General features: G+C 72.6%; 24 protein-coding genes. All 24 read right to left on the bottom strand.

Annotation, left to right across the window (positions count from 1 at the left end; translation table 11 throughout):
• Window positions 1-95: 95 nt before the first annotated feature.
• The 24 genes from ACIOGZ_RS03275 to ACIOGZ_RS03390 all read right to left on the bottom strand — a co-directional run bounded on the left by ACIOGZ_RS03275 (window position 96) and on the right by ACIOGZ_RS03390 (window position 20,582).
• Complete coding sequence (locus ACIOGZ_RS03275; protein ID WP_400473535.1) at window positions 96-587, bottom strand: hypothetical protein; 492 nt, start codon at window positions 585-587, stop codon at window positions 96-98.
• Between the two features lie 152 nt (window positions 588-739).
• Window positions 740-1,384 carry a hypothetical protein gene (locus ACIOGZ_RS03280; RefSeq protein WP_400473536.1) on the bottom strand — a complete coding sequence of 215 codons (645 nt, stop codon included), beginning with the start codon at window positions 1,382-1,384 and terminating at the stop codon, window positions 740-742.
• On the bottom strand, window positions 1,381-1,974 hold the full coding sequence (locus tag ACIOGZ_RS03285; RefSeq protein WP_400473537.1) for a hypothetical protein: 594 nt from the start codon (window positions 1,972-1,974) through the stop codon (window positions 1,381-1,383). The genes ACIOGZ_RS03280 and ACIOGZ_RS03285 overlap by 4 nt, the downstream gene beginning before the upstream one ends.
• Window positions 1,971-2,546 (bottom strand): hypothetical protein, encoded by a 576-nt coding sequence (locus ACIOGZ_RS03290; protein WP_400473538.1) that lies wholly within the window; start codon window positions 2,544-2,546, stop codon window positions 1,971-1,973. Before ACIOGZ_RS03290 ends, ACIOGZ_RS03285 begins: the two co-directional genes overlap by 4 nt.
• 46 nt (window positions 2,547-2,592) lie before the next feature.
• Window positions 2,593-3,765: a DnaB-like helicase N-terminal domain-containing protein gene (locus ACIOGZ_RS03295; protein ID WP_400473539.1), complete on the bottom strand. Its 1,173-nt coding sequence runs from the start codon at window positions 3,763-3,765 to the stop codon at window positions 2,593-2,595.
• Window positions 3,762-3,935 (bottom strand): hypothetical protein, encoded by a 174-nt coding sequence (locus tag ACIOGZ_RS03300; RefSeq protein WP_400473540.1) that lies wholly within the window; start codon window positions 3,933-3,935, stop codon window positions 3,762-3,764. Before ACIOGZ_RS03300 ends, ACIOGZ_RS03295 begins: the two co-directional genes overlap by 4 nt.
• A gap of 188 nt (window positions 3,936-4,123) precedes the next feature.
• Entirely contained in the window at window positions 4,124-4,957 is an 834-nt protein-coding gene (locus tag ACIOGZ_RS03305; RefSeq protein ID WP_400473576.1) for a hypothetical protein, read from the bottom strand.
• A gap of 62 nt (window positions 4,958-5,019) precedes the next feature.
• The gene (locus ACIOGZ_RS03310) at window positions 5,020-6,783 is read right to left on the bottom strand and encodes a type IV secretory system conjugative DNA transfer family protein (protein ID WP_400473577.1); all 1,764 of its coding nucleotides are present in this window, start codon (window positions 6,781-6,783) and stop codon (window positions 5,020-5,022) included.
• A 278-nt stretch (window positions 6,784-7,061) separates the two neighbouring features.
• Window positions 7,062-7,874 (bottom strand): hypothetical protein, encoded by an 813-nt coding sequence (locus tag ACIOGZ_RS03315; protein WP_400473541.1) that lies wholly within the window; start codon window positions 7,872-7,874, stop codon window positions 7,062-7,064.
• Window positions 7,807-8,670, bottom strand: a complete 864-nt coding sequence (locus ACIOGZ_RS03320; protein WP_400473542.1) for a DUF317 domain-containing protein — start codon at window positions 8,668-8,670, stop codon at window positions 7,807-7,809. Before ACIOGZ_RS03320 ends, ACIOGZ_RS03315 begins: the two co-directional genes overlap by 68 nt.
• A 12-nt stretch (window positions 8,671-8,682) precedes the next feature.
• On the bottom strand, window positions 8,683-9,138 hold the full coding sequence (locus ACIOGZ_RS03325; RefSeq protein ID WP_400473543.1) for a hypothetical protein: 456 nt from the start codon (window positions 9,136-9,138) through the stop codon (window positions 8,683-8,685).
• Window positions 9,139-9,155: 17 nt separating this feature from the next.
• Window positions 9,156-9,539 carry a hypothetical protein gene (locus ACIOGZ_RS03330; RefSeq protein WP_400473544.1) on the bottom strand — a complete coding sequence of 128 codons (384 nt, stop codon included), beginning with the start codon at window positions 9,537-9,539 and terminating at the stop codon, window positions 9,156-9,158.
• Between the two features lie 282 nt (window positions 9,540-9,821).
• Complete coding sequence (locus ACIOGZ_RS03335) at window positions 9,822-10,112, bottom strand: hypothetical protein (RefSeq protein WP_400473545.1); 291 nt, start codon at window positions 10,110-10,112, stop codon at window positions 9,822-9,824.
• A 138-nt stretch (window positions 10,113-10,250) separates the two neighbouring features.
• On the bottom strand, window positions 10,251-10,508 hold the full coding sequence (locus ACIOGZ_RS03340; RefSeq protein WP_400473546.1) for a hypothetical protein: 258 nt from the start codon (window positions 10,506-10,508) through the stop codon (window positions 10,251-10,253).
• 253 nt (window positions 10,509-10,761) lie between these two features.
• Window positions 10,762-12,096 carry a hypothetical protein gene (locus ACIOGZ_RS03345; protein ID WP_400473547.1) on the bottom strand — a complete coding sequence of 445 codons (1,335 nt, stop codon included), beginning with the start codon at window positions 12,094-12,096 and terminating at the stop codon, window positions 10,762-10,764.
• Window positions 12,097-12,398: 302 nt separating this feature from the next.
• Window positions 12,399-13,145, bottom strand: coding sequence for a hypothetical protein (locus tag ACIOGZ_RS03350; protein ID WP_400984636.1), 747 nt, complete (start codon window positions 13,143-13,145; stop codon window positions 12,399-12,401).
• 26 nt (window positions 13,146-13,171) lie between these two features.
• Entirely contained in the window at window positions 13,172-13,585 is a 414-nt protein-coding gene (locus ACIOGZ_RS03355; RefSeq protein ID WP_400473549.1) for a hypothetical protein, read from the bottom strand.
• A gap of 49 nt (window positions 13,586-13,634) precedes the next feature.
• Window positions 13,635-14,222 (bottom strand): hypothetical protein, encoded by a 588-nt coding sequence (locus tag ACIOGZ_RS03360; RefSeq protein WP_400473550.1) that lies wholly within the window; start codon window positions 14,220-14,222, stop codon window positions 13,635-13,637.
• A gap of 311 nt (window positions 14,223-14,533) precedes the next feature.
• Window positions 14,534-16,018 carry a VirB4 family type IV secretion system protein gene (locus tag ACIOGZ_RS03365; protein ID WP_400984864.1) on the bottom strand — a complete coding sequence of 495 codons (1,485 nt, stop codon included), beginning with the start codon at window positions 16,016-16,018 and terminating at the stop codon, window positions 14,534-14,536.
• 39 nt (window positions 16,019-16,057) lie between these two features.
• Complete coding sequence (locus ACIOGZ_RS03370) at window positions 16,058-16,501, bottom strand: DUF6238 family protein (protein ID WP_400473551.1); 444 nt, start codon at window positions 16,499-16,501, stop codon at window positions 16,058-16,060.
• 14 nt (window positions 16,502-16,515) lie between these two features.
• Window positions 16,516-17,976, bottom strand: a complete 1,461-nt coding sequence (locus ACIOGZ_RS03375) for an SCO6880 family protein (RefSeq protein WP_400984867.1) — start codon at window positions 17,974-17,976, stop codon at window positions 16,516-16,518.
• Between the two features lie 70 nt (window positions 17,977-18,046).
• Window positions 18,047-19,402, bottom strand: a complete 1,356-nt coding sequence (locus ACIOGZ_RS03380) for a conjugal transfer protein TrbL family protein (protein ID WP_400473552.1) — start codon at window positions 19,400-19,402, stop codon at window positions 18,047-18,049.
• 152 nt (window positions 19,403-19,554) lie between these two features.
• Entirely contained in the window at window positions 19,555-20,262 is a 708-nt protein-coding gene (locus tag ACIOGZ_RS03385; RefSeq protein WP_400984641.1) for a hypothetical protein, read from the bottom strand.
• Window positions 20,262-20,582, bottom strand: a complete 321-nt coding sequence (locus ACIOGZ_RS03390) for a DUF6112 family protein (RefSeq protein WP_188302076.1) — start codon at window positions 20,580-20,582, stop codon at window positions 20,262-20,264. Before ACIOGZ_RS03390 ends, ACIOGZ_RS03385 begins: the two co-directional genes overlap by 1 nt.
• Window positions 20,583-20,609: the final 27 nt, after the last annotated feature.

Here is a 20,609-nt window from a genome sequence, read left to right on the forward strand (position 1 = left end):
GCGCGGGCAGCGGAGGCCGGAGAGGAGGTTGCCGGAGAGGAGACGTCGACGGACAGGGACAGGGCGGGGCTCCTGACGGGGCGGAGGTGGGAGGGTCAGCGCCGGGGCTTGGCGGCGGTGCGGGGAAGGGCGGCGACCGGCGGCGGTTCCGCGGCGGGGCGGCGACGGAGCGCCGCGCGGAGTCGGCCGGTGAAGGAACGGGCAGCGTTCGCGCGGGAGGCTGTCTGCGAGTGCTGGGACTCGCCGGAGGTGGGGAGTTGCTCGGCCGTCGCGCGCAGTTCCCGTGCCGAGACAGCCAGTTGGGCGGACGCTTCGTGATAGAGGTCGGCCGGCCGGTGGCTGTTGGGATCGGGGATGGCCCAGACGTTCGCACTCATCGCGACGTTGAAGAGCGCCACCAGGTGCCGCTCGGCCGTCGCGACCCGGTTGGTCGCACCGGCCAGGGCGATGGCGGTGCGGCGCGCCGCGGTGGTCGCCGTCGGGTCCAGCGCGATGCTCGGTGCGTACTCGGTGGCGGCGTTGACCGTGGCGATCTGGACCTCCTGCAGCGCCACCAGGTGGCCGCGGACATCCAGGACGTCCGGCACCTCGCTGAAGGACGGGGCGAACGGGCCCGGCAGAGCGGCGGCTACCGCTTCGATCCGCTGGGCGGCCAGCAGCAGGCGCTGCTGGTGGTCGTCGATGGTGACGGTGGGCGCGGTGGCCTCCGATCGTCGGGCCGGACGGGCCGGCGTGGTGGTCAGGTGCGGCGCAGCGGAACGACCGTTGCGGGCGGGGAACTCGGTGCCGTGGGCGAAGGGGCCTCGGCGGGCGGGGAGACCAGGACGAGGGCGGGCGAGCGGCGAAGAGCGGCGTCCACACGGCGCTCGCTCTCCCCGGCGGCGGGCGGCCGGCCTGCGGGCGGCGCCGCCGTGGGCCTGCGGGCAGCGAGGCTGGTGACCTGGGAGGGGACGGCGGCGACTGTGGCGGCGTCGGCCAGCGCCTGCGCCGTCTCGCGCACCGTGCGCCGGACCGTGGCGAGCGCGTGCCGGACGCTGGTCTGCGCCTCGGGGCCCGGTGCCGGGTCGGCGAGCAGGGACGCCGCCCGGGCCAGGCCGGCCTGTGCGAGGGCGAGGGCTGAGGTGGTGGCGGTGAAGACGCCGAGGCCGGCGTCGGGGCGCGCGCTCGTCGACCGGAAGAACACCTCGTCGAGCGGGGCCGCGACCAGCTCGTGCAGGCGCACCATCGGCCAAGCCAGGTCCCGCACTTCGGGCAGCGGCTCGTGCGGCGCCGGTACGGGGATCGCCTGCTCGAAAGCGCTCAGCTGCTCGGAGAGCGAGAGCAGGGCATCCAGGTCGGCCTGGCCGAGCCCGGCCACTGTGGGAGGCAGGGGGTTGCCGGTCAACCGCGCCTCCTGGGCGGAGAGGAGACGACGGGTGAACCGATCACCGGCGCCGCCGCAGCAGGGCTCGGCCGGCTCTGGCCGGGCGGGAGCCGCCCGGCGAAGGCGAGCACCGCCTCGGCTCCCTGCGCCGCGCACCGGTCGGCGCTGTCCAGCGCGGCGGCGGCGTGCTCGGCACGGCGAAGGCGCAGCGCCTCGGCGGGGCTGCCCGGCCGCGCCGGCGGAGACTGCGCGTACTTGATCGAGAGGTCGAGGGCCGCGCCCAGGTGCCGGTGGACGGTGGCCGCGTGGCTCATCGCGACCTCGTACGCCCCGGCCAGTGGGGCCGCGGACGGGTTGTCGGCCGGCTGGCGCCCGTAGTGCTCGGCGTTGTCGCCGCAGTGCCGGATGAACGCCTGCGCTTGGCGGGCCTGGTCCAGCAGGGCGCTGCGGTCGGGGACGCCGGGAGCCGGACCGGACGGGGTGACGGTGGCGTTGTGTCCCAGGGCGCGCAGCATTCCCGCGACCGTCTCCAGGTCGCCTCGGTAGTCGGCGGCCGAGTTGGACAGGGCGCCGCCGAAGGTGGCTGGGCCGGCGGTGGCGAGCGGCCTCATCGGCGCCGTCCCGGGAGGGTGGCGAGCTGCTGCCCGACCGGAACTGGGGGCGAGGTGACCGTGCGGGCACTCCGGCCGGCGGTGGTTCGGGCGGTGGCGGCCAGGGCCCGCGGAGCTGGACCGTGCGTGAGAGCGGCGGCGGGGCCGCTGAGCACCCGGGCGTCGCGGCGCAGGTTCTCGGCCGCGCTGTTCAGCGCCAGCCGAGTCCGGGACAGCGCCACGTTCAGCTGCTGGGTAGCGCGGTCGCGGACCTCGTCGGCGCGCGGGCCGCCGAGGCCGTCGACCTCGTAGAGCCGGCCGGCCATCGCGGTGGCCCGGCCGATCGCGCCGAGCGCCTCGCCCAGCTGCGCGCCGGCCGTCGCCAGGGAGCGCACCGTGATCCGGTCGGCGGTCGGGGCGTGCGGGTGGTGCAGTGCGGTGGCGACGTGCAGCAGGTCGTCCTGGCAGTCGCGCAGGGTGCTGGTGTGCTCGGCCAGTTCTTCCAGTCCCGGGAGCCCCTCCTCGCGGTAGGCGCGCGGGAGTTCGGCCTCGAGGTGGTTGATGGTATCGGCCGCCGAGTGGAGTCGGTCCACGGACTGGGCACGGGGGGTGGTGGGGGGCAGTGTGGTTCTCCGGTGGTCAGCGTCGGGATCGTACGGTGGTCTCGCCCGTGCGGTCGGCAGGCCGGGCGGCTGGGGAGGGCGGCGGAGTGGGGCTTCGGCTCAGAGCTGCTCCCTTGCGCCGGGCGGCGCCGAGGACCACCGGTCCGGTGCGCTCGGTGGGGGGCGCCGTCGCGGAGCGGAGCCGTTCCTGCACGCGGTCGGCGGGGGCGAGGGCCCGCACGGCCGAACCGAGCAGCGGCCCGGCGGCGATGGAGGCGTCCAGCGCCATCACCCGCACGATGCCGGCCGAGGTGGCCGCCGCCCGCAGCAGCGCGGCCCGAAGGACGCGCTCCGCCCAGTAGCCGGGATCGCCCGGAAAGCCCTCCGCGCACAGGTCGCGGACCTCGGCCACCGTGATCACCCCGGCGGCCAGGGCGCCGCGCCGCTGCACCTCCCACAGCACCGTCAACTCGTCTACCGGTTCGCGCCGGTGCGCGAGCGCGGCCATGGCGCTGAAGATCGCGCGGTGGCCGGTGTCGACGAAGTCCTCGGCCTTGAGCCAGGAGGCGGTCCGCGGGATCTGCTCCGTGGAGCTGATCAGGCTGGACAGCAGCATCTGCTCGTCGTGCCGGGCGGCCTCGGCCGCCTTGGCGGCGGCAGGCCGCGTGGGCGGGGTGGGCAGCGGCCGGGGAGAGCGCTGGTCGATCGCCCCCCAGGCATCGGCCAGCCGCGCGATCACGGTGTGCAGCGCGCCGGTCAGCTCGACGGCGGCCTCGACCGCCTCGGTCTCCGCGGCATGCAGCAGGCGGTGAGCGTGTTCCTCCAGCGCCCGCCGCACCGCCGTCTCCAAGACCATCCGCCCGTAAGAGGCGGCGTGCGCAGGCCTCGGGCAGGCAGCGACCAGCGTGTGGCCGTAGCTCGCGCTGAACCCGGGGACCTCCCGGGTGGCCGTGGTGATCGCCGTGATGGCCCAATCCGCCTTCGCCTCAGCCTCGGCATCGGCGTCCGGGGCGAGGGCGAGGGCCGGGTGGACGGCGGCGTGCTGGGCGAGCAGGATCGCGAAGAAGCTCTCGTGCGCGGGGCGGTAGAAGTGCCGGGGCTCCAGCCACTCCTTCAACAGGGTGAGCTGGGCCGGGTCGAGCAGGCACGCTCCGAGTACTGCCTGCTCGGCCTCCAGCTGCGGGCTCATGTCCCGGTTGACCGGCGTCACTCGGGCACCGCCTCCTCGCGCGGTCGGTCCGGGGCCAGCAGGGCGCGCAGCTGGTCCAGGTCCTCGACGAGCGCCTCGTCGCGAATCCGGACCCGGCCGGCGCCCACCGACAGGTGCCAGCCCCCGTCGGCCCGGGTGACCGGCAGAAAGTCGATGGCGTTCTCAGTCATGTCAACTCCGTTGCGCAGAAGGCGGGATGATGGGATCACAGGGCTCGGCCCGCAGCGCGCGGCGGCGCGTAGTAGCAGGAGAAACCTCGTGGAGTCGACCGGCCGTACTGCTCCTGGCGCTGGCCGCAGCCGAGCGGCGTGCTATCGGTGCAGCCGATCGGCGGCAGGCCAGCTGGGCGGGTGGGACGTCAGGCGGCATCGCCTCGGCAGGAGAAGGGCGAGCAGCCGGCATCCGAGCCGTTCTCCAGCTCCTCCTCGTCCAGTTCCAGCCGCAGCTGCTGGGCACGGGCCTCTGCCCGAGTGAGCTTGTCGATCGGCGCCAGGTCGAGCGGAAGCCGGGAGCGATGCAGATACGCTTGCCCCAGCAACGGCCTTCCATCGGCATTCGCCCTGGCATTTCCAGCCCGGATCGCGGCATCGAACTCCACGACGTCCGCCCACTCCTCTGGCGAGTTGTCACGGATCTCCCGCCACTGGGCATTTCCATGGAATGGGCAACCGAGACAGCTGCTCTTGGGAGTCGACCCCCATCCGTGCTCGGCAAGCAGCTTGAGGCAATCATCCCGTGACATTCCGAGATCCAGCAGAGGAAAGGTGTGGCGCGTGTACTTGACATCGGAATCCTTCGCCCGATGAAACTCGTCCGTGCTGATGCCGATCCACTGCTCGGCGTACAAGCCGCGGGGAACCCTCGCCGGATGCGGGTACCCGAGTATCTGGCGAACCTGACGCTTTATCGGCTTGATCTTATATTCGCCCGTACATTGGCGCCGCGTCATTCCCGGACTGCCATCCTGGTTGAGGATATACAGCGGCATCGACGCAAATCGGTGCGCCGGGTCTAGCGCGTCCTCGCGGATATTTCCGGAGGATACCCGAAGGACCGGTATGTTCGCTGACCGGGCAATCCTGCGCTCGACCTCATCCAGGTGAAGATAGACCTTGGAAGGCTCCCATCCAGTGTCCGAGAAAATGGCGTAATCGAGCTTCGGGAGTTCGCCCAGCGCTGACAGCAAAAGCAATGTCGTGGATTGCACGCCGGCGCCTAGAGAAAGGATTCGAGTGGCCGCTTCGGTGGTGTAGTTCATGCGGTGCCACCGGCCTTGGCCATTGCGCGCTCGGTGATCAGGGCGGTCTGGCGGGAGGAGGCCGCCCCCACTTCGGCGGCGCCGGGCTCCTTGTACCAGGGGCGCAGGTTCACCAGTGCGGGACGCAGGCCGGTTGCAAAGAGGAGAGCGGTCCCCTTTTTCAGGGCACGGATCTGGTCGGGCGGGAGAATTCGCTCCTGGCGCATGCTGACTGAGGTGGACCGACCCGATTCCGACGTGGAATGCGAAACCGTCTCCACGTCATGATCGCCGACCAGGCGCGACAGCTTGTCAGCGAAATCGGCGTCGTCAATTCCCGAGCCCACCAGCTTGATGGTCGCCGCGCTCCACATCGCGTCCATGCCCGCCTCGCCCCAGACTTTCTGGCCCTGGCGGTAACTCTGGAGAATGGTGATCGGAATGACGCCACGCGACCCCAGATGGGAATAGAGGTCGGGCAGGTCTCCGATTTTGCAAACATTTGCGGCCTCGTCCAGAATCGCCAGGAGGGGCGGGTCCAAACGGCCTCCGGCGCGTTCGGCCTCGATGACGGCCGTGCGCATTACGGAGTCGGCCGCGGCGGCGATCAGCGCGCTCGCAGAGCCTCCGCCATCCTTCGAGAGAAGGAAAAGCGAGTCCTTGCGGGTGACGAATTCCTCCGGCTTAAACTCCGGCAGGTCGGAATTCGGTGTGACCCACTTCGAGATCTGCGGGTCCAGGAGGCAGGCCGCATACTGACGGGCGGTCTCGTAAATTCCGTCACGAGTTTCTACCGCACCGGACACCGTTCCCTGGAGCTGGTCGGCGATGGCGATCATTCGGTGGTCGCGGAGAATGTCGACCGGGGTGCGGTCGCTCGGCACCGCAAGCCACTTGAGGACATCCGTGATCGGCCGGCGGTCGCAGCCTGCCGCCAGGAACAAGGCGCAGAGCGTGTTCTGTGCGGCGGTGCTCCAGAAATCGCCCTGGGAGGATTCGTCGACAGCAGCGGCGACGAAATGACCTGCCAACCGCCGTGCGCCCGGGAGGTCCTTCGCGTCGGCGAGGATGTCCCACCACATCCCCTGCGGGGTGTGGGCGATCTGCTGCGGGTCCATGGTCCAGACCCGCCCGACCTCGGAGCGCGCTTCCAGGCACGCCGTGTAGGCGTCCCGGGCCGCCTTGTTCGAGGTGAGCAAGACGGGGCCGGGGGCGCGCAGGATTGCGGGGACGGCGATGCTGGTGGTCTTGCCGGAGCGCGGCGCCATGATCGCGACCGCGACGTCCTCCCAATTCGACCGGACTTCAGGGCCGTTGGGAGCGAGGTCGCCGAGCAGGATGCCGGTGTCGTCCGGGCTGATCTCGCGTGGCTTGGCCTTGGAGAGGCTGGGGCGCAGGTCGCGCGCCTTGGCGGTGATCTCCGCCGGCAGCAGCGGGGCGAGGTCGCTGCGGCCGGCGAGGCCGGTGGGCTGGCTGCGGTGCTTGGACCACAGCAGCAGGCCGGTCGCGGTGAGGGCGAGGGAGATCAGCGCCGGGGCGATTCGGGTGCTGATCAGCAGGAGGAGCGAGCTGAGCTGGGGGAAGAGCCGGTCGGGGTGCAGAGCGGCGTCGACCGGCCGGTACGGGGCCCACGGGGCGGCGGTGGTCGCGGTGGTGGCGGCGTTGCCGCCGACCCAGGCGAGGGAGCCGAAGACGGCAACCGCGATGCCCGCGCCGATGAGCGCGTACAGAAGAGCGTCCGAACCAGGGCTAGCAGAGGGTGATTTGGGGGAGGCGGGCAGAAGTGCGGTCCTTGCAGGGGGTGGTGGCCTGCCGGGCAGGAGGCGCGCAGCGGCAGGGGCCCGGAGCGGGCGGGGAGCGGGCGGCGATCACTGCGGGACGGAAGCCCGAGACGTGGGTGATCAGCCCGGTGGCCGGCGGGTGGTCAGCCGGCGGGTACGGCGTGCTCAGCGACGGGCAGCGGGTGCCTTGGTCGGGCGGGTCGTTGGAGCGGTGCCGGGTTCGGTGTCGAGCCGGCAGACGAGTTGGACCGGCTCGGTCGCGTCCGAGCCGGGGCGGGTCACCGTGCCGCTCCGCGGGCGGAGGCGGCGGCCGGCGTCGGCGCGGTGCTCGTGGTGGAGGTGGTCGGGCTGCCGGGCGGCGAAGTGCGGGTGCGCGCGGCGATGGCGCGGGGTGCGGCCGGCTGGTCGGTGGGCTCGTCGGGCTCGTCGGGCTGGGCCAGCTCCGCCTGGGCGATGAGGTAGCCCGCGGTGGTGAGCTGGGCGCTGGCGTCGTGCAGCGCGGTGGCCATGGGCGGTCGGGCGGGCAGGAGGTCCGCCTCGGCGATGGTGTCGAGGCGCTGAGAGGCGGTGTCCAGAAACGCGGTGAGCCGCTCGAGCAGTCCGGTCTCGGGGTCCATCACCGCGACGACGGCGGAGGAGAGGTCCTCGACGGTCTCTGCCCTGTGCACCTGAGCGGTGGCCGCCACCAGCCGGGACTGCATATAGGACAAGTCCCGTCCACGAAAGGCGATTTCTGTATGCCGACGTGGGAGCGGAGGGACGACCCGGGTGGTGTATCCGGCGTCGGTGAGGAGCTGAACGGCGAGGCGGATGCGCTGGTTGACGTCGCCGAAGCCGGCGTCCTCCGCGGTGAAGATTGGACCGAGGCCCTCGTTGTAGAACCCCGCACGGGCGAGGAGCACCCGGCTGGCCATGTCGGGGGCTTCGGCCCAGGCGCTGCCGGTGGTGGAGGAGCCCTCGCGCAGGGGGAAGCGGGCGAAGAGGATCTGGTGGGGCGGTTCGGGCAGGGGGCTTCCTTCCTGGTCAGCGGCGTGGGTGGCCTTGGTTCGGGTGGCGGGGGTCGAGCGTGGCCATCTCGGCCTCGAAAGCACGGAACTGGTTGGAGCTCCTCGACGGCGGCAGGGTGCGGATGGTGGCCGCGGTACGGGTGGCGGTGCTGATCTGGGCGTGCGCGCGGACGACGGGCGCGGGGTCGGCGATGGAGGAGGTGAGCATGTTCAGGTAGCGCACGGGGGTGGCAGCGGACAGGGTCGCCGTCCACTGGTCCTGCCAGGCTGGGCCGAAGGTGCAGTCGATCTGCCAGGGGCCGACGCCTTCGCCGAAGAGGTGGTCCGGCTTGAGGGTGTGGACGAGCGATGCCTTGCCGTCCGGTGAGGTGAGGCGGATGCCGTCGACGACGGTGGCGACGGCGCCTTCGGTGCCGGGCCACGCCACGGAGACGGTGCCGGTGGCCGGGTCCGCGATGCGAAGCTCGGTCAGGTCGGACGGAGTCCAGCCGGCCTTGAGGAGGGGGCGCCACGCGGTGCTCGGGTGACCGGGCCACTCAGCGACGATCTCCTCGGGCGCCAGGTACCGGTCGGCGGCCAGGGCCTGGACGAGCGCCCCGACGATCTCGGCAGGGGTCTCCTTGGTGAAGGTGGCCTGCCACCTCGGCCGCTCGTCGCCGGGCCTGTCGCGGACGCTGATCTTCCACAGGTGGAAGACGGCCATTTGGCAGAGGACTTCGATCCTGCCGCACGGGCTGGTGGCCGCTATGCGGTTCCCGTAGGGGTTGTTCTCGTACGGCCAGCCGTGTACGTGGACGACGGGCTGGAGTACGCGGCCGATTTCCCCGGCGCCCGCCAGGTAGCGCGGGTGGACGAGGAACTCGTCCGGGGTGCTGGGCATGGATCTCCGGGGTCAGCGGTGGGGAGGTTCGACGATGCGGGGGTGCGGCGGAGGTGCCGAAGCCGGGGCGAGGTGCACCGAGGCACCGGTGCCGGCCGCCCGCAGCGCCGGGGACTGGGCGGTGGCGGCCCGGCTGCGGGTGGTCTCGTCCGCGGCCTCGGCGATGGCGTCGGAGGTGGCGGCGGTGCGGAAGGCGGCGGTGGTGATGGCGGTGGCCTGGGTGAGCAGCGGCTCCCACAGCGGTGGGCGGTCACCGTACTCCTGGGCGACCTGACGGCCGATCTCGGTGATCGTGCCCGCGAGTTGGTGGGCGGTTCCGGGCATCAGCGTCAGTCCCTGGAGGACCTCGGCCGCCTCGTGAGCCGTCAGGAAGGGGGCGAGGTCGGTGATCTCGGCGAGGGCCCGGCCGGCGCGGGCGATGGCGTCGTTGGCGACGTCGATGGTCCTGGTGGTGCGGGTCTCGGGCAACGGGCGGGGGCCTCTTTCTACGGGCGCCGGCCGGTGCGGGCCGTGGCGGTGGTGGCGGGCGGGTGGGCGGGGAGGAGGCCGGGGCGCTGGCCGGTGCTGCCGGCCAGCGCCGCGCGGGAGCGTCCGTGGAGGCCGGCGCTGCGGGTCTCGGCGAGGTGGCACACCGCCAGGGCCAGGGATCGGTCGCGGCCGGTGTCCGCCACCGTGCCGTCGGGCCGGGCCAGCGGGGCGACGAGCCGGACCTCGTGCTCGCCGACCCGCAGTAGCGCCCACCGGCAGGCGGCCGGGTCGTCCTCGGGGGCGATCCCGGTGGCGGCCAGGATGCGCCGCGCCGTCAGGCGGAAGTGGTGCTCGGCCGGGGCGGCGGTGTCGGGATCGGTGCGCAGAGTGCACTGCCACACCAACCGGGTGCGCAGGGCCGAGGCCGGGTGATCGGCAGTCGGCAGGTGCGCGGCCAGCTCCGCCCCGAACGCCTCCAGCTCCGGGGCGGGCAGGTCCTCGACCGGGCGCCAGGCGTCGATCAGGCGGGGGCGGGCGCGGTGGAGGGCAGCGGCTGCGGCGATGGCGGCGAGCAGGTCGGCGGTGGAGGCGTACCGCGAGATCGTCGGGTGCAGGTCAGCGTCCGCGAGTGGGAGCAGCCGGTGGGGCAGCGGGCGGTGCGGTGCCGGGGCGGCGGCTGGCTGTCACGGGCCGCCCGGTTCGTCGAAGGCGAGCATGGTCTCCTCGACCGTGAGGGACAGTTCCCACAGCTGGTCGAGCGCCTTCTGGCCCAGCTTGTATGCCGGGCTGCAGTGGCAGGGGGTGACAGCGATGGCTCCCAGCAGGCTCTTGAGCGCTCCGAAGACGCTGGTGTCGTCCACGGAGTTCAGCTCGCGCAGAATGCGCTGGGCTTGCTTCTCGGAGTAGGTCGACTGGAGCTGCTCCGTCAGATTCTGCAGGTGGCCGGCGGCGAGGGTGACGTCGGAGTTGGTCAAATAGTGCTCCAGTTCAGGGAGTTCGGAATGCGCCGGGGCCTGATGTGCTGGCCCGGTCGGGTCGGGTCGGGCCTTGTGCCGGTGCCGACGAGGTCGACTGCGGTGGCCTCGGAGGTCGAGGCCCTCACGGCCTCGCGTTCAGTTCGGGTTCTCGTTCACGCGGTCGGCGCTGGTGGCGGCGGCGGCCAGTTCGGGCAGGTCGGCCGGCGCGCTCTCGCGCTGATCGATCCACCAGGACGCCTTGTCCAGCGTGCGCAGCTGCTGCTCGATGGCCAGCCAGGCCTCCTCGGCGAGCACGCCCTCGACCACTAGGGCCTCGTAGGCGGCGGTCACCAGCTGGTGCCGGCAGCGCTCACCCCAGGCGATGGCACGCTCGGGGCCTTCCAGCGGGGGCATCTCGAAACGGCCTGCCCACTCGGCGGCGGCCTGCGCCTCCTCGGCGCGGCGGGCGGCGATCCACGCCTCACGCTCGGCGGTGTCCTCCTTGCGCTCCGCCAGCCAGCAGTCGCGGCAGGAGCGGGTGGCCAGCCAGCGGGCGTAGCCGGCGCGCTTGTCGGCGGGACGAGCGGACAGGTCGTGGGCGACTTCGTGCCCGCAGTCGTGCTCGACGGACCAGTTCTTCTTGACGGACAGGGTAACGTTCCTTCAATCAGCGGGAGTTGGTGTGCCCGGCGACCCACGCGATCCGCGGATCGACGACCTGGGCGGACGCGGCAGTGGAGGCTGCACCGGTGGCGTGCAGAGCAGCGGTGGAGCGAACCCGGCCGCTGGTGGCGAGGGCGGCGCGGGCGCGGGCGCTGCCCGGTCCACTCGTGCGGGCGGCCGGCGCGGTGGGAGCGGCGGCGACGGCGGCGAGGTCCTTGCCGGCCCCGGCGAGAATGGTGGTGGCCTCGCCGATCACCGCCTCGACGCGGGCCAGGTCGACGCCGCCGGGGTTGGCGCGCACCTGCTCCTCGATGACGCGCAGGCGGGAGGCGATCTCGGCGGTCAGCAGCGCGCGGTTGTGCAGCAGGGCGTCGGCGCCCTGCTCGTCGCGGCTCGGCCCGGCCGGCGGGTGGACGACGGAGCCGAATGGGTCCGTCTGCGGGACCGGTGGGATGGGGCCGAGGTCGGGGGCCTTGAACAGGCGGGTGGCGAACGGGTCCTCGGCGTTCGCGAGGTGGTCCGGTGCGGGGGTGGGCGAGGGCGGGGTGCGGTCCATCGCCTCGATCAACCGGGTGGCGAACGGGTCGGTGCTCTCGTACGGCCCGCCCAGTGGTTCGAACGCGAGGTCGGAGGCGACCCGCAGGCCCTGGCCGCGCAGCGTGGAGATGGCGGTGGCGGTCCGCTTGGTGCCTTCGAACTCGGGCTCGTCCAGGACGTAGAGGCTGGGGTGTTCGCGGGTGCGCGTGAAGCCGGCCTCGGCGAGGGCGAACGCGACCTGCTGGTTGCTGTGCGGGTTGGTGGCGACGATGCCGAGGCGCGGGTGGCGGCCGATATGCACATCGTGCGTGCGCGGGGCGCTGGCCTGGACGACGGCACCGGGGCCGGCGGCGCGGGCGGCCGGGCTGTCGGGGACGGGCCGGGTCGTCTCGTTGTAGTCGAACGCCGGGTCCGCGCTGACCTTGACTCCGCCGCGACGCAGCGCGGCGACGGTCTGCCGTGCGTGCAGGAAGACGTTCTGCTCGGTCGCCGGGTCGAGGGCGTGGCGCCCGTCGTCGAGCTGGCGGAATCCGGCGCGGGCGAGCAGCGTGTGGGCGGTCGGCGAGGCATCGGGGCCGACGTCGGCGACGACGCCGTACTGCGGGTCACGGTTGATGGAGACGTGCTCGGGGGTGATGCGCTGCTCCTCGGGGCAGGGGTGGACGCGGTCAGCGGCGGGCGGCCGGTGCCGGCGAAGGTGGGACCGGCGCCGCGGGGCGGGCCTGATCGGAGGTGGTGGAGGCGCCGTGCGCGGTAGCGGTGCGGGCGGCGGCGACGCGCGTCGCCGGGGGCGAGAGGGCAAGGCTGGCGGTCTCGACGCCGGGGATCGACGGCCTGATGCTGACCGGCACGCCCATCTCCTTTAGCGCGTTGGCCAGCTGGGTGGCGGTCTGGGCCTGCCGTACAGGGTCGGGGTCTGTCAGCGAGTAGCGCTCCGGGGCGTCGTCCAAGCCGAGCCGGAATCCGGCCTCGGCCAGCGCCGCCAGCACAGCCGGATCGCGGCTGGCGGTGGCCGCGGTGATCCCGGCGGCAGCCAGGCGCCGGAAGACGACCCCGGGCGTTGCTGCGGTCGGGTTCTGGTGGGGCACGCAGTTCTCCAGGAGGTCAGCGGTTGGCTGCTCGGCCCGGTGCGGGCCCGGGTGGCAGAGGCGGTGTGGAGGGTGCGGCGGTCATCCGCAGGCGCCGCGAGGGCCGGGCGGCCTCGGCCCGGGCGGACGCAGGCCAGGTGGTGTCCCGCAGCATCGTCGCCCGGAACTCACGGCGGGCCTCCGCCGCGGCGAAGGAGGCGATGTAGTCGGTGGTGTAGAGCTGGCCGCGGCCGGGTTCGTAGCGCAGCCACACGTACGAGTGCTCGTCGTCCTCCGGGGCGGCGGCCAGCCACCAGTGCACGTCCTCGAAGGTGCACATCGCCTCCACGACCAGGGCGCCGGAGACCACCTCCTCGGCGACGCCCTGGTAGAGCGGGCCGAGGCAGTCGGCGGCCAGCGCATCGGACACGAGAGCGTGGGCCTTGGCCGCCGCGGCGTCGGCGTCCGGGAACAGACTGCCGTCCTGGAGCCACCGGTAGTGATCGACCAGGTCGGCATTGCGCTGGGAGGGACGGTGCCAGTTCGCAACCGGAACCCTCGCCTTGACCAACTGGTCGATAGCGCCGGTGGCGTTGCGGATCTGCTCTTCCCGATCGACGCTCAGGCGCTGGTGCCAGCCGCCCAACTCGTCGGCCCAGTACCAGAACCCAGCCTCTTGGAGGACTTCGCGCGCCTTCTGCGGCACCCGTCCGCTCGCTGCGGCGAACTCACCGTGGTCGAAGGTCCAGCCGAAACTCACCGAGCCGGCGGCGTCGATTTCCATCGGTACGGACATCGAAGGAATCCCGGTCAGCGGCGGCGGGCCGCGCCCTGCACGACCACGACGGGAACCGGAGCGGCAGAGGGTGCCGAGGCGGCCTGGTCCACCTGCCGCTTCGCCTCTTCCTCGCGTTCCTGGAGCAGCCGCACGAGGTCGGCCTCCAGCACGTCGCGCTCCTCGGCCGCCACCTCCAGCCGCTCCAGCTGCGCGTCCAGCGCGTCGAGGACGCCGTCGTCGACGATGCGCTTGGCGGCGGCGATGTTGATCAGCCGGACCCGCTGGAAGGACACCGCGGTCTCGGCCGCGACCAGCGCGCGGTGCGTCTCGATCACGCGGCAGGTCGACGCGTCGGCCCGCGCCTCGTTGGCGACCAGAGAGGTGATGCTCTGGCCGAGGGCAGCCTCCAGGCGGGCGTCCTGGCGGGTGAGGGTCATGGTCGACATGGGTCTCCAAGAAGTAGGCAGAGCAGTTGAGTTGGCAGTTCTGGCGAGGTCAGAACGGAGGTGGGCCGATGCCCGAGGCCGGGGAAGGGGAGGAGGCGACAACGCGCGGCGGGGCGGGCGGGAGCGGGCCAGGGCGGCCGAGCAACACCGGGGACGTACGGCGGGCCGCGGCACGCCGGACGCCGGGCTCGGGCGGGTCGACCGCGTACCCCAAGGAGGACCACGCCTCGCGGGCGGATACCAGGCTGGGGTGACGATCGGCTCCGTAGTGCCTGCTGCCCGTCTCGGTGTAGAACACCGCCGCCTCCCCAGCGCCCGGGTACTCGACGAGAAGCTCAAGCTCACCCTCCACGCCCCGATGTTGGGCGTGGAGCACCAGGTGGCCGTTGTCGATGTCGTCGCTGACCAGGTGCACCCAGACGGTGCGACCCAGAGTCCGCGGCGCCGCGGTGACTGCCGACCGAAAGTGCGGTGGCACTTCCTCGACCCGTCGGCGCTGCTCGTCCGCGCTGTACACCCGGGTGAAGCCGTAGCCGGCGACCGTGACCAGCCTCTCGACCTCCAGGATCTGCCGCCGCGCGGTGCTCCGGTCGGTGTCCTGGCGGACGCGGTGCAGCAGCAGGGCGTCGTCGCGCACGAGGCCGGCCTGCTCGAGCCAGTACGCGCTGTGCCGGTCGGGCGGGTCGGCGACGACGGTGTCCCGGTCGGGCAGGTGGGCGATGGTGACGTGCGTGATGACGGCTCCTGAACGGTCAACTGCGGTGGGGGAGGGGTGAGAAGAGGCGGATGGGGCGGCCGTCCGTCACCGGTCGGCGGCAGCGGACTTCGGCCTGTTGCCGGAGTTCCGGCCCCGGAGAGCCTGACTCGTGCGACGATGGCCTCGTGGCCGCCCCCGTTCGGGCCTGAGCCGTCACCCGAGCGCGGTGTCCGCGGTCACCCTGGTGGCGATCAGGCCGCCGTCCGGCTCTCGTGCATCCGCGCGTCGGTGTCGAAGAGGCTCAACTCGGCCCGGTGGAGCAGGTGCTGAACAACGAAGCTCCGCCCGGCCACCCGCCACAGCCCTCGCCCCTTGCCCAGCTGGGCGATGGCGGCGGTCTCCACGCCGCTGAGGCCGAGAAGGCTGGCGGTGGCGGCCAGCTGGTCAGCTTCCTGGCGGTAGATCACGCGCGTCGCACAGTCGGTCAGCAGGCCCTCGGCCAGGGCGCGGGTGCGCGAGCCTGCGTCGCCGGCGCTGAGCAGGTCGGACAGACGGTGGATGATCAGCATGTTGGCGATGCCCAACCCTCGGCTCAACTTCCACTGCGCCTGCATGCGCTGGAGGAGGGCCTCGTGCCGCATGACGCGCCACGCCTCGTCGTAGATCACCCACCTGCGACCGCCAGCGGGATCGCTGAGCGCGGCCTCCATCCATGCCGACGCACATGTCATCGCCAGCACCAGTGCCGTGTCGTCGCCGGTCGACCCGAGGCTGGACAGGTCGATTGTCAGCATCGGGCTGCGTGGATCGAAGACCGCGGTCGACGGAGCGTCGAACATCCCGGCGAGGTCACCGTTGATCAACCGGCGTAGCGCGTGGGCGAGGTCCTGGGCGGCGGCGCCGACCCGGCGGGTGGGGTCGCCGAGCGCCGCGTCCAGGACGGCCGGCTGCCCGAGTACGGCGGCGACGTCGCCCAGCAGCGGAACCTGGCCGGTCAGTTCGGTGCGGGTGACGACCGCGTCCAGGGCGACGTCGAGTGCGGTGTACTCCATCGGCGCGAGATCGCGCTTGAGCACGGTGCGCGCCAGCGAGCCGAGCAGCAGGAGCCTTCGCTTGCGGACCTCGCCCGCCCAGTCGGCCGGATCCACTCCCGCTGGCGGGGGCGGGGTATCCAGGGGGTTCAGCTTGCCCGGAAGTCCCGGACCCAGCGCGATGGTGGTGCCGCCGATCGCCTCCGAGACGGACGTCCACTCACCCTTCGGATCGCACGGCACATAGACGCGGTAGCCAAATGCCGTGCTGCGCAAGGCAATTGACTTGGCCAGAGCCGACTTCCCCTGGCCGATGACGCCGGCGATCAGCGTGTTCGGGTTGGTGAAATTTTCGACTTTTCCGTACAGGGAGAAAGGATCGAAGACGAACGAGGCTTCGGCGTGGACGTCGCGGCCGATAAGGACGCCGGAGGAGCCGAGACCGCCCTCGGCGAGGAACGGGTACGCGGCGCTGGCGGTCGCGGTGGTCATGCGGTGCGCGGGCAGCTTGAGCTTGCCGCCGCGCAGGGAGGCCGGGCCGGGGCGGCCGGATGCGGGGTAGGTGGGGAGGAGTTCGGCGTTCTCCTCGCGGCGGTTCCTCGGGCGCTGGGGCTGGCCGGCCTTGCGGGCGGTGCGGCGGGCGGCGGAGAGGTCGCGTTTGGCCTGGCGGCGGGCGGCGCGGTCTGAGCGGGTCGGGGTGAACAGGGGGGTGGCACTGGCGGAGCGCAGGAACGTTTCTCCTGATCAGGTGCGGGAGGAGGCGGTGGGGGCGCCGCGCAGCTCGGAGGGGGTGGCGATGCGGCGCACGCGCCCGGCGGTGGCGGTGTGGCGCTGGCAGATCGCCATGTCCGGTGCCCCTTCCGGCAGCCGCAGCGCGCACGCCTCTCGGGTGGGGCGGCGTCCGTCGGCGCGCGGGGCGCGGTGGTAGGCGCCGTGGAGTGCTTCGCAGGTCTGCCAGACGCGGATGCGAGCGGCGTGGAGGTGGTCTGCCTCGGCCGGTGCGCTGGGCCGGGTGGTGCCGGTGTGGGTGTCGAGCAGCGCGAACAGCGCGATGCAGTGGGCGTGCAGGGCGTCCAACTCGGCGCGGGAGACGGGCTCCTGCTCGGGCAGGGCGGTGTGGTGGTGGACGTCGAGGCCGGCGGTGGCGAACCGCAGCAGGCGGTGCTCGCCGGTCGGCGGGTGGTGCACGGCGGGGCCTTCCGTCAGGTGCGCGCGAGCGGCAGGGCGGCCTGGGTGAAGCCCTCGGCCTGCTGCCAGCGCAGGAGCCGCGGGTCCAGGCCGGTGCCGGCGGCGGCGGTTTCGATCGAGGCGCAGGCCCGGCGCAGCGCTTCGGGGGTGTCGGCGGAGACGACCACCAGGCCGGTCAGGTCGACATCGGCGTGGCCGGCGATCAGTTCGCGTTCGTGCTGCTTGGCGTCCGCGTACTCCATCGAGTCGGCCTCGGAGTCGACCTGGCCCTTGCGCACGCGCTCGGCGGCGTCCGCGATGATGCTGGCCTTGGTGCGCTGCACGGCCTTGAGCGCTGCTTCCAGGGCCTGGGGGCCGTAGGTCAGGGAGAGCGTGCGGCGCGCGCCACCTGCGAAAATGAGCGGGTGGAGGAAGCCGTGGGCGACCTCCGAGCGGGGCCACTGCTCGATCCAGTAGATCGCGTGGCAGGCCGTGTCGGTGGTCAGCCGGGCGGGCTCCTCGACGACCACGACCGGACCGGCGGCGGCCGGGTCGGCAGTGGGCTGGCCGGTCTCGGACCACTGCTCGAGGTGGGCGAGGGCCTTCGGGTCGTACGCGCTGCGGATCACGGCGGCGAACTCCCCGGTGGTCAGCCAACCGCCAGGGTTCAGACCGGCGTTGCGCAGCGACTGCTCGAAGCCTGGGACCAGCTGGGCGAGCACCGCGAAGGCGCCGACCAGGCCGCCGCCGGCCTCCCCGATCAGGCGGCGGGCCGCCTTGAGGTCGAGGCTCACCGCGATGTAGCACTCGTGAGGCGCTGCGGTCGGGCCGGAGGCGGCGAGCAGTTCCTCGTAGACGGGGCCGGCGACCTTCGCGTCGGGCCGGCCGTGCTCGACCCAGTAGCGCTGCAGGGCATCACCGCTGTCGGGGACGGTGCGCTCGATGACCTGCACGGTGGTGATGTAGCCGGTGCGGGCGAGCGAGGCCAGGCACCGGCCCCACGCGGAGACGTTGGCAGCCTGGGTCGGAGGGTCGAGCAGAGCGAACGCTCGGCTGGAGACACGGATGGCGGCGGTGAGGGTGTTCTTCTGCGGGTCGTGGACCGCGCCGAGCGTGCCGCCCGGGGCGGTGACGGCGCGAAGGCTCGCCGCGGCGCCGGGCAGGTGGAGGAGACCGTCGCGGCGGGGCCGGGTGGCGGGACGGGCGAGCCAGACGAGCTGGCCCTTGGCACGACGCAGGTAGTAACGGAGGACGATAGGGGACCAATCGGCGATGGAGCGGCTGTGGACACGGACGAGGACGAGGGCGGCGGCCAGAGCCCAGACAGGGGTGGCCAGGGCGGCGCCGGCCAGCCCGGTGGCGACCATCGTCGCCAGGAGCAGGGCGCCGGCCGTGCCGACGACGGTGAGCTGGGCGACACTGAGCCCGAGCAGCACGCCGCGGCGGGACCGGCTGGGGAACCGGACGGTCGGCAGGGGGAGGTCGGAGGCCGACAGGGGCGACTCTTTCGGTGAGGGCGGGAGGCCAGCCGGGGCTCGGGCGAGGGGTAGCCCCGGCCGGCGGCGGTCAGGAGGTGGGCGGGGCGGAGGAGCCGACGGCGGCGCCCGGTGCGGAGGCAGGCCCCGCTGCGGCAGAGGGAAACGTTTCTGCTGCCCCGGCCGAGGAGGGAGAGCCGGTGGAACGCGCGGCGCCGAGGACGACCTGCGGCGCACCGGACCCGCCCGCGGCGGTGGCGGCAGTAACTGCACTGCTCGCCTTGGTGGTTGATCCCTCGCCGGGTGCTCCGGGCTGCTGGTCGGAGGTCGGGGTCCGGGAGATCAGGGGCTGTCCCTGGTCGCCGCCGTTGCTGTTGCGGCTGCCGCGCCGGGTAATCAGGGCCTGGTCGATCGCGTCGCCGCCCCCTCCGGAGGAGGTGCCGGGGAACCGGAACGTGCTCGGCGTCGACGGGGCCGAGCCGGAGCCGGAGCCGGAGTCGGAGGTGTTACCGCCGGCCGGGCTGTCCTGGCCCGGAACCTGGGCCGGGCCCTGCGGGGCGCCTCCGCCCATCGCTGCGCCGCCGCCCATCGCCGCGCCGCCTGCGCTGCCGGTTGCTGCGGTGGCGGCCATCCGGCCGCCCTTCTTCGCGGCGGCGGCGCCGGCCTGAAGGCCGGCTGCGGTCGAGCGGTGCAGGTCGTGGGACTGTCCGCCGTCGCCGGCCCAGTGCACGAACTTGTAGATCGCCATCGGGCTGAGCAGCACCAGCATCATGACGACGAGGCCGGCGATGATGTCCGACAGTGCCTGCACGCCGTCCTTGGTGTTGCTCTCGCCGAGGGCGGAGACACCGACCAGCATGATCACCGTCATGATGAGCTTGCTGAAGACCACCGTCGCGGTGGCCTCGATCCACTTGCGCCGCCAGTCGCGTGTGGGTTCCCAGGAGCCGCCGGCCGCCGCGAACGGCGCGAGCACGACGAGCACGAGGATGGTCACCTTGCGCAGGACCATCGCGCCCCAGTAGAGGATCGCTCCGGCGGCGCAGCCGAGTGCGACCAGCGCGGGGATCGCCCAGCCGAGCGGTGACGTGGTACTGATCATCGACACCCGGACGATCCGCCTGACGGCGTCGTCCATGTTCGTGTTGGCGATCTGGAACAGCCCGCGGGAGAGAGTGTCCACGATGGCGACGGCGACGCCGGTGAAGGTGATCGCAGTCATCGCGAACAGCGTCGCTGAGACGGTGCCGGTGACGGCCTGGCCGAGTGCCTGGCCGTCGCGGCGATAGGCCGCCCTGATCAACTGGAAGATGAAGGTCATCACCAGCATGGTCAAAGCAATCGGCAAGATCGTGGCGTAGTTGGTGCGGAACCACTCGGCCGACAGGTCGATGCTGGTGGTCTTGTCGACGGCGCGCGAGGCGAGGTCGACGGCGCTCTTCGCCAAGTCGCCGGCGGACTTGGCGATCCACTTGCCGATGGAGTCGGTGACCGAGTCGCTGACGCCGCCGACGATGACATCGCAGAGCAGGCCGGAGCCGGGGAGATCACAAAAGCCGATGGGCGATCAGCTCCTCTGGTTGGGACCGATGGGTGAGGTCAGGGGTAGACGGTGGGGGCGATGGAGGCCAGCGCGCAGTCATGGCTCGGCCGGCACTGCACGGCCAGGGTGAGGGAGCGGTCCTCGGCGCCGGCGCCGCCGTCGCGCCAGCTGACGGTCTGCTTGCCGGTGACGGTGACCGCGTAGATATAGGCGATGGTCAGCTGCGTCGGATCCTTGCCGATGGCCTGCTGCCACGCGGTGGGAAGGTGCGCCTCGGCCACCTCGCCGACGGCGAACTGGCCGTTGTCGCGCATCCGGTCCCACAGGGTCGGGTCCGGGACCTGCGCGGCGAGAGTGTCCGGGTCGGCGTACTGGCTCTCATCGGTCAGCCACCCGCGCAGGCCGGCGAGCTGCTGGGGCTGGGTAGCGGTGCGGGTGTCGTAGCTCCACAGGGCCGCGGCGAACGCCTTCGCGAACGCGATCGGGTCGCTGGTGTGCGGCGGAGCGGCGACGACGGGGGCCGTGCCGATCGTCGGCCCGGCGGACGGGGTGTTGCTGGTGCGCGGTGATGGCGGAGAAGAAGGCGCCGAAACAGCAGGAGCAGAAGGGGAGTTGGCGGCGCTCGGGGTGCGGTGGTCGCCGCCCGCCAGCCGGGCGATGAGCCCGGCCAGCAGAGCGACGACCACGAGCACGCCCAGGCCGATCAGCAGTCGGCGCAGCAGCGCGGACTGCCCGGTGAACGGCGAGGACGAGGACTTGAGCATCAGTGGACGTTCGTCCCGACTGCGCTGAAGAAGCTGACGATGCCGTTGGCGGCGCCGAGCAGGAGGGCGCAGCCCGCGGCTACCAGGGCGCCTTGCTTGCCCTTCTGCTCGCTGCCGTGCGAACCCGTGTGGTGGCCCCAGGCCCAGACGATGCCGGACACGCACAGCGCGCCGACCACCGCGATGATCGCGAAGAGGTTGATCGAGCCGACCGTGGACTTGAGGACGTCCAGTCCGGGAAGGCCGCCCTGGCTGGGAGTGATGCCGGGGTCAAAGGCCAGCTGGACCTTGGTGGCGGAATCGGCGAGGTAGGTGAGCAATCACACTCCACGGCTAGAGGGGTGGGG

This window comes from Kitasatospora sp. NPDC088160 (assembly GCF_044741445.1).
Classification (GTDB): domain Bacteria; phylum Actinomycetota; class Actinomycetes; order Streptomycetales; family Streptomycetaceae; genus Kitasatospora.

What these genes read in the sequence shown, in the direction of transcription:
- ACIOGZ_RS03320 (WP_400473542.1), bottom strand. Translation starts at nt 8,670, where the DNA reads ATGCCCAGCACCCCGGACGAGTTCCTCGTCCACCCGCGCTACCTGGCG.
- ACIOGZ_RS03285 (WP_400473537.1), bottom strand. Translation starts at nt 1,974, where the DNA reads ATGAGGCCGCTCGCCACCGCCGGCCCAGCCACCTTCGGCGGCGCCCTG.
- ACIOGZ_RS03340 (WP_400473546.1), bottom strand. Translation starts at nt 10,508, where the DNA reads ATGCCCCCGCTGGAAGGCCCCGAGCGTGCCATCGCCTGGGGTGAGCGC.
- ACIOGZ_RS03300 (WP_400473540.1), bottom strand. Translation starts at nt 3,935, where the DNA reads ATGACTGAGAACGCCATCGACTTTCTGCCGGTCACCCGGGCCGACGGG.
- ACIOGZ_RS03355 (WP_400473549.1), bottom strand. Translation starts at nt 13,585, where the DNA reads ATGTCGACCATGACCCTCACCCGCCAGGACGCCCGCCTGGAGGCTGCC.
- ACIOGZ_RS03350 (WP_400984636.1), bottom strand. Translation starts at nt 13,145, where the DNA reads ATGGAAATCGACGCCGCCGGCTCGGTGAGTTTCGGCTGGACCTTCGAC.
- ACIOGZ_RS03385 (WP_400984641.1), bottom strand. Translation starts at nt 20,262, where the DNA reads ATGCTCAAGTCCTCGTCCTCGCCGTTCACCGGGCAGTCCGCGCTGCTG.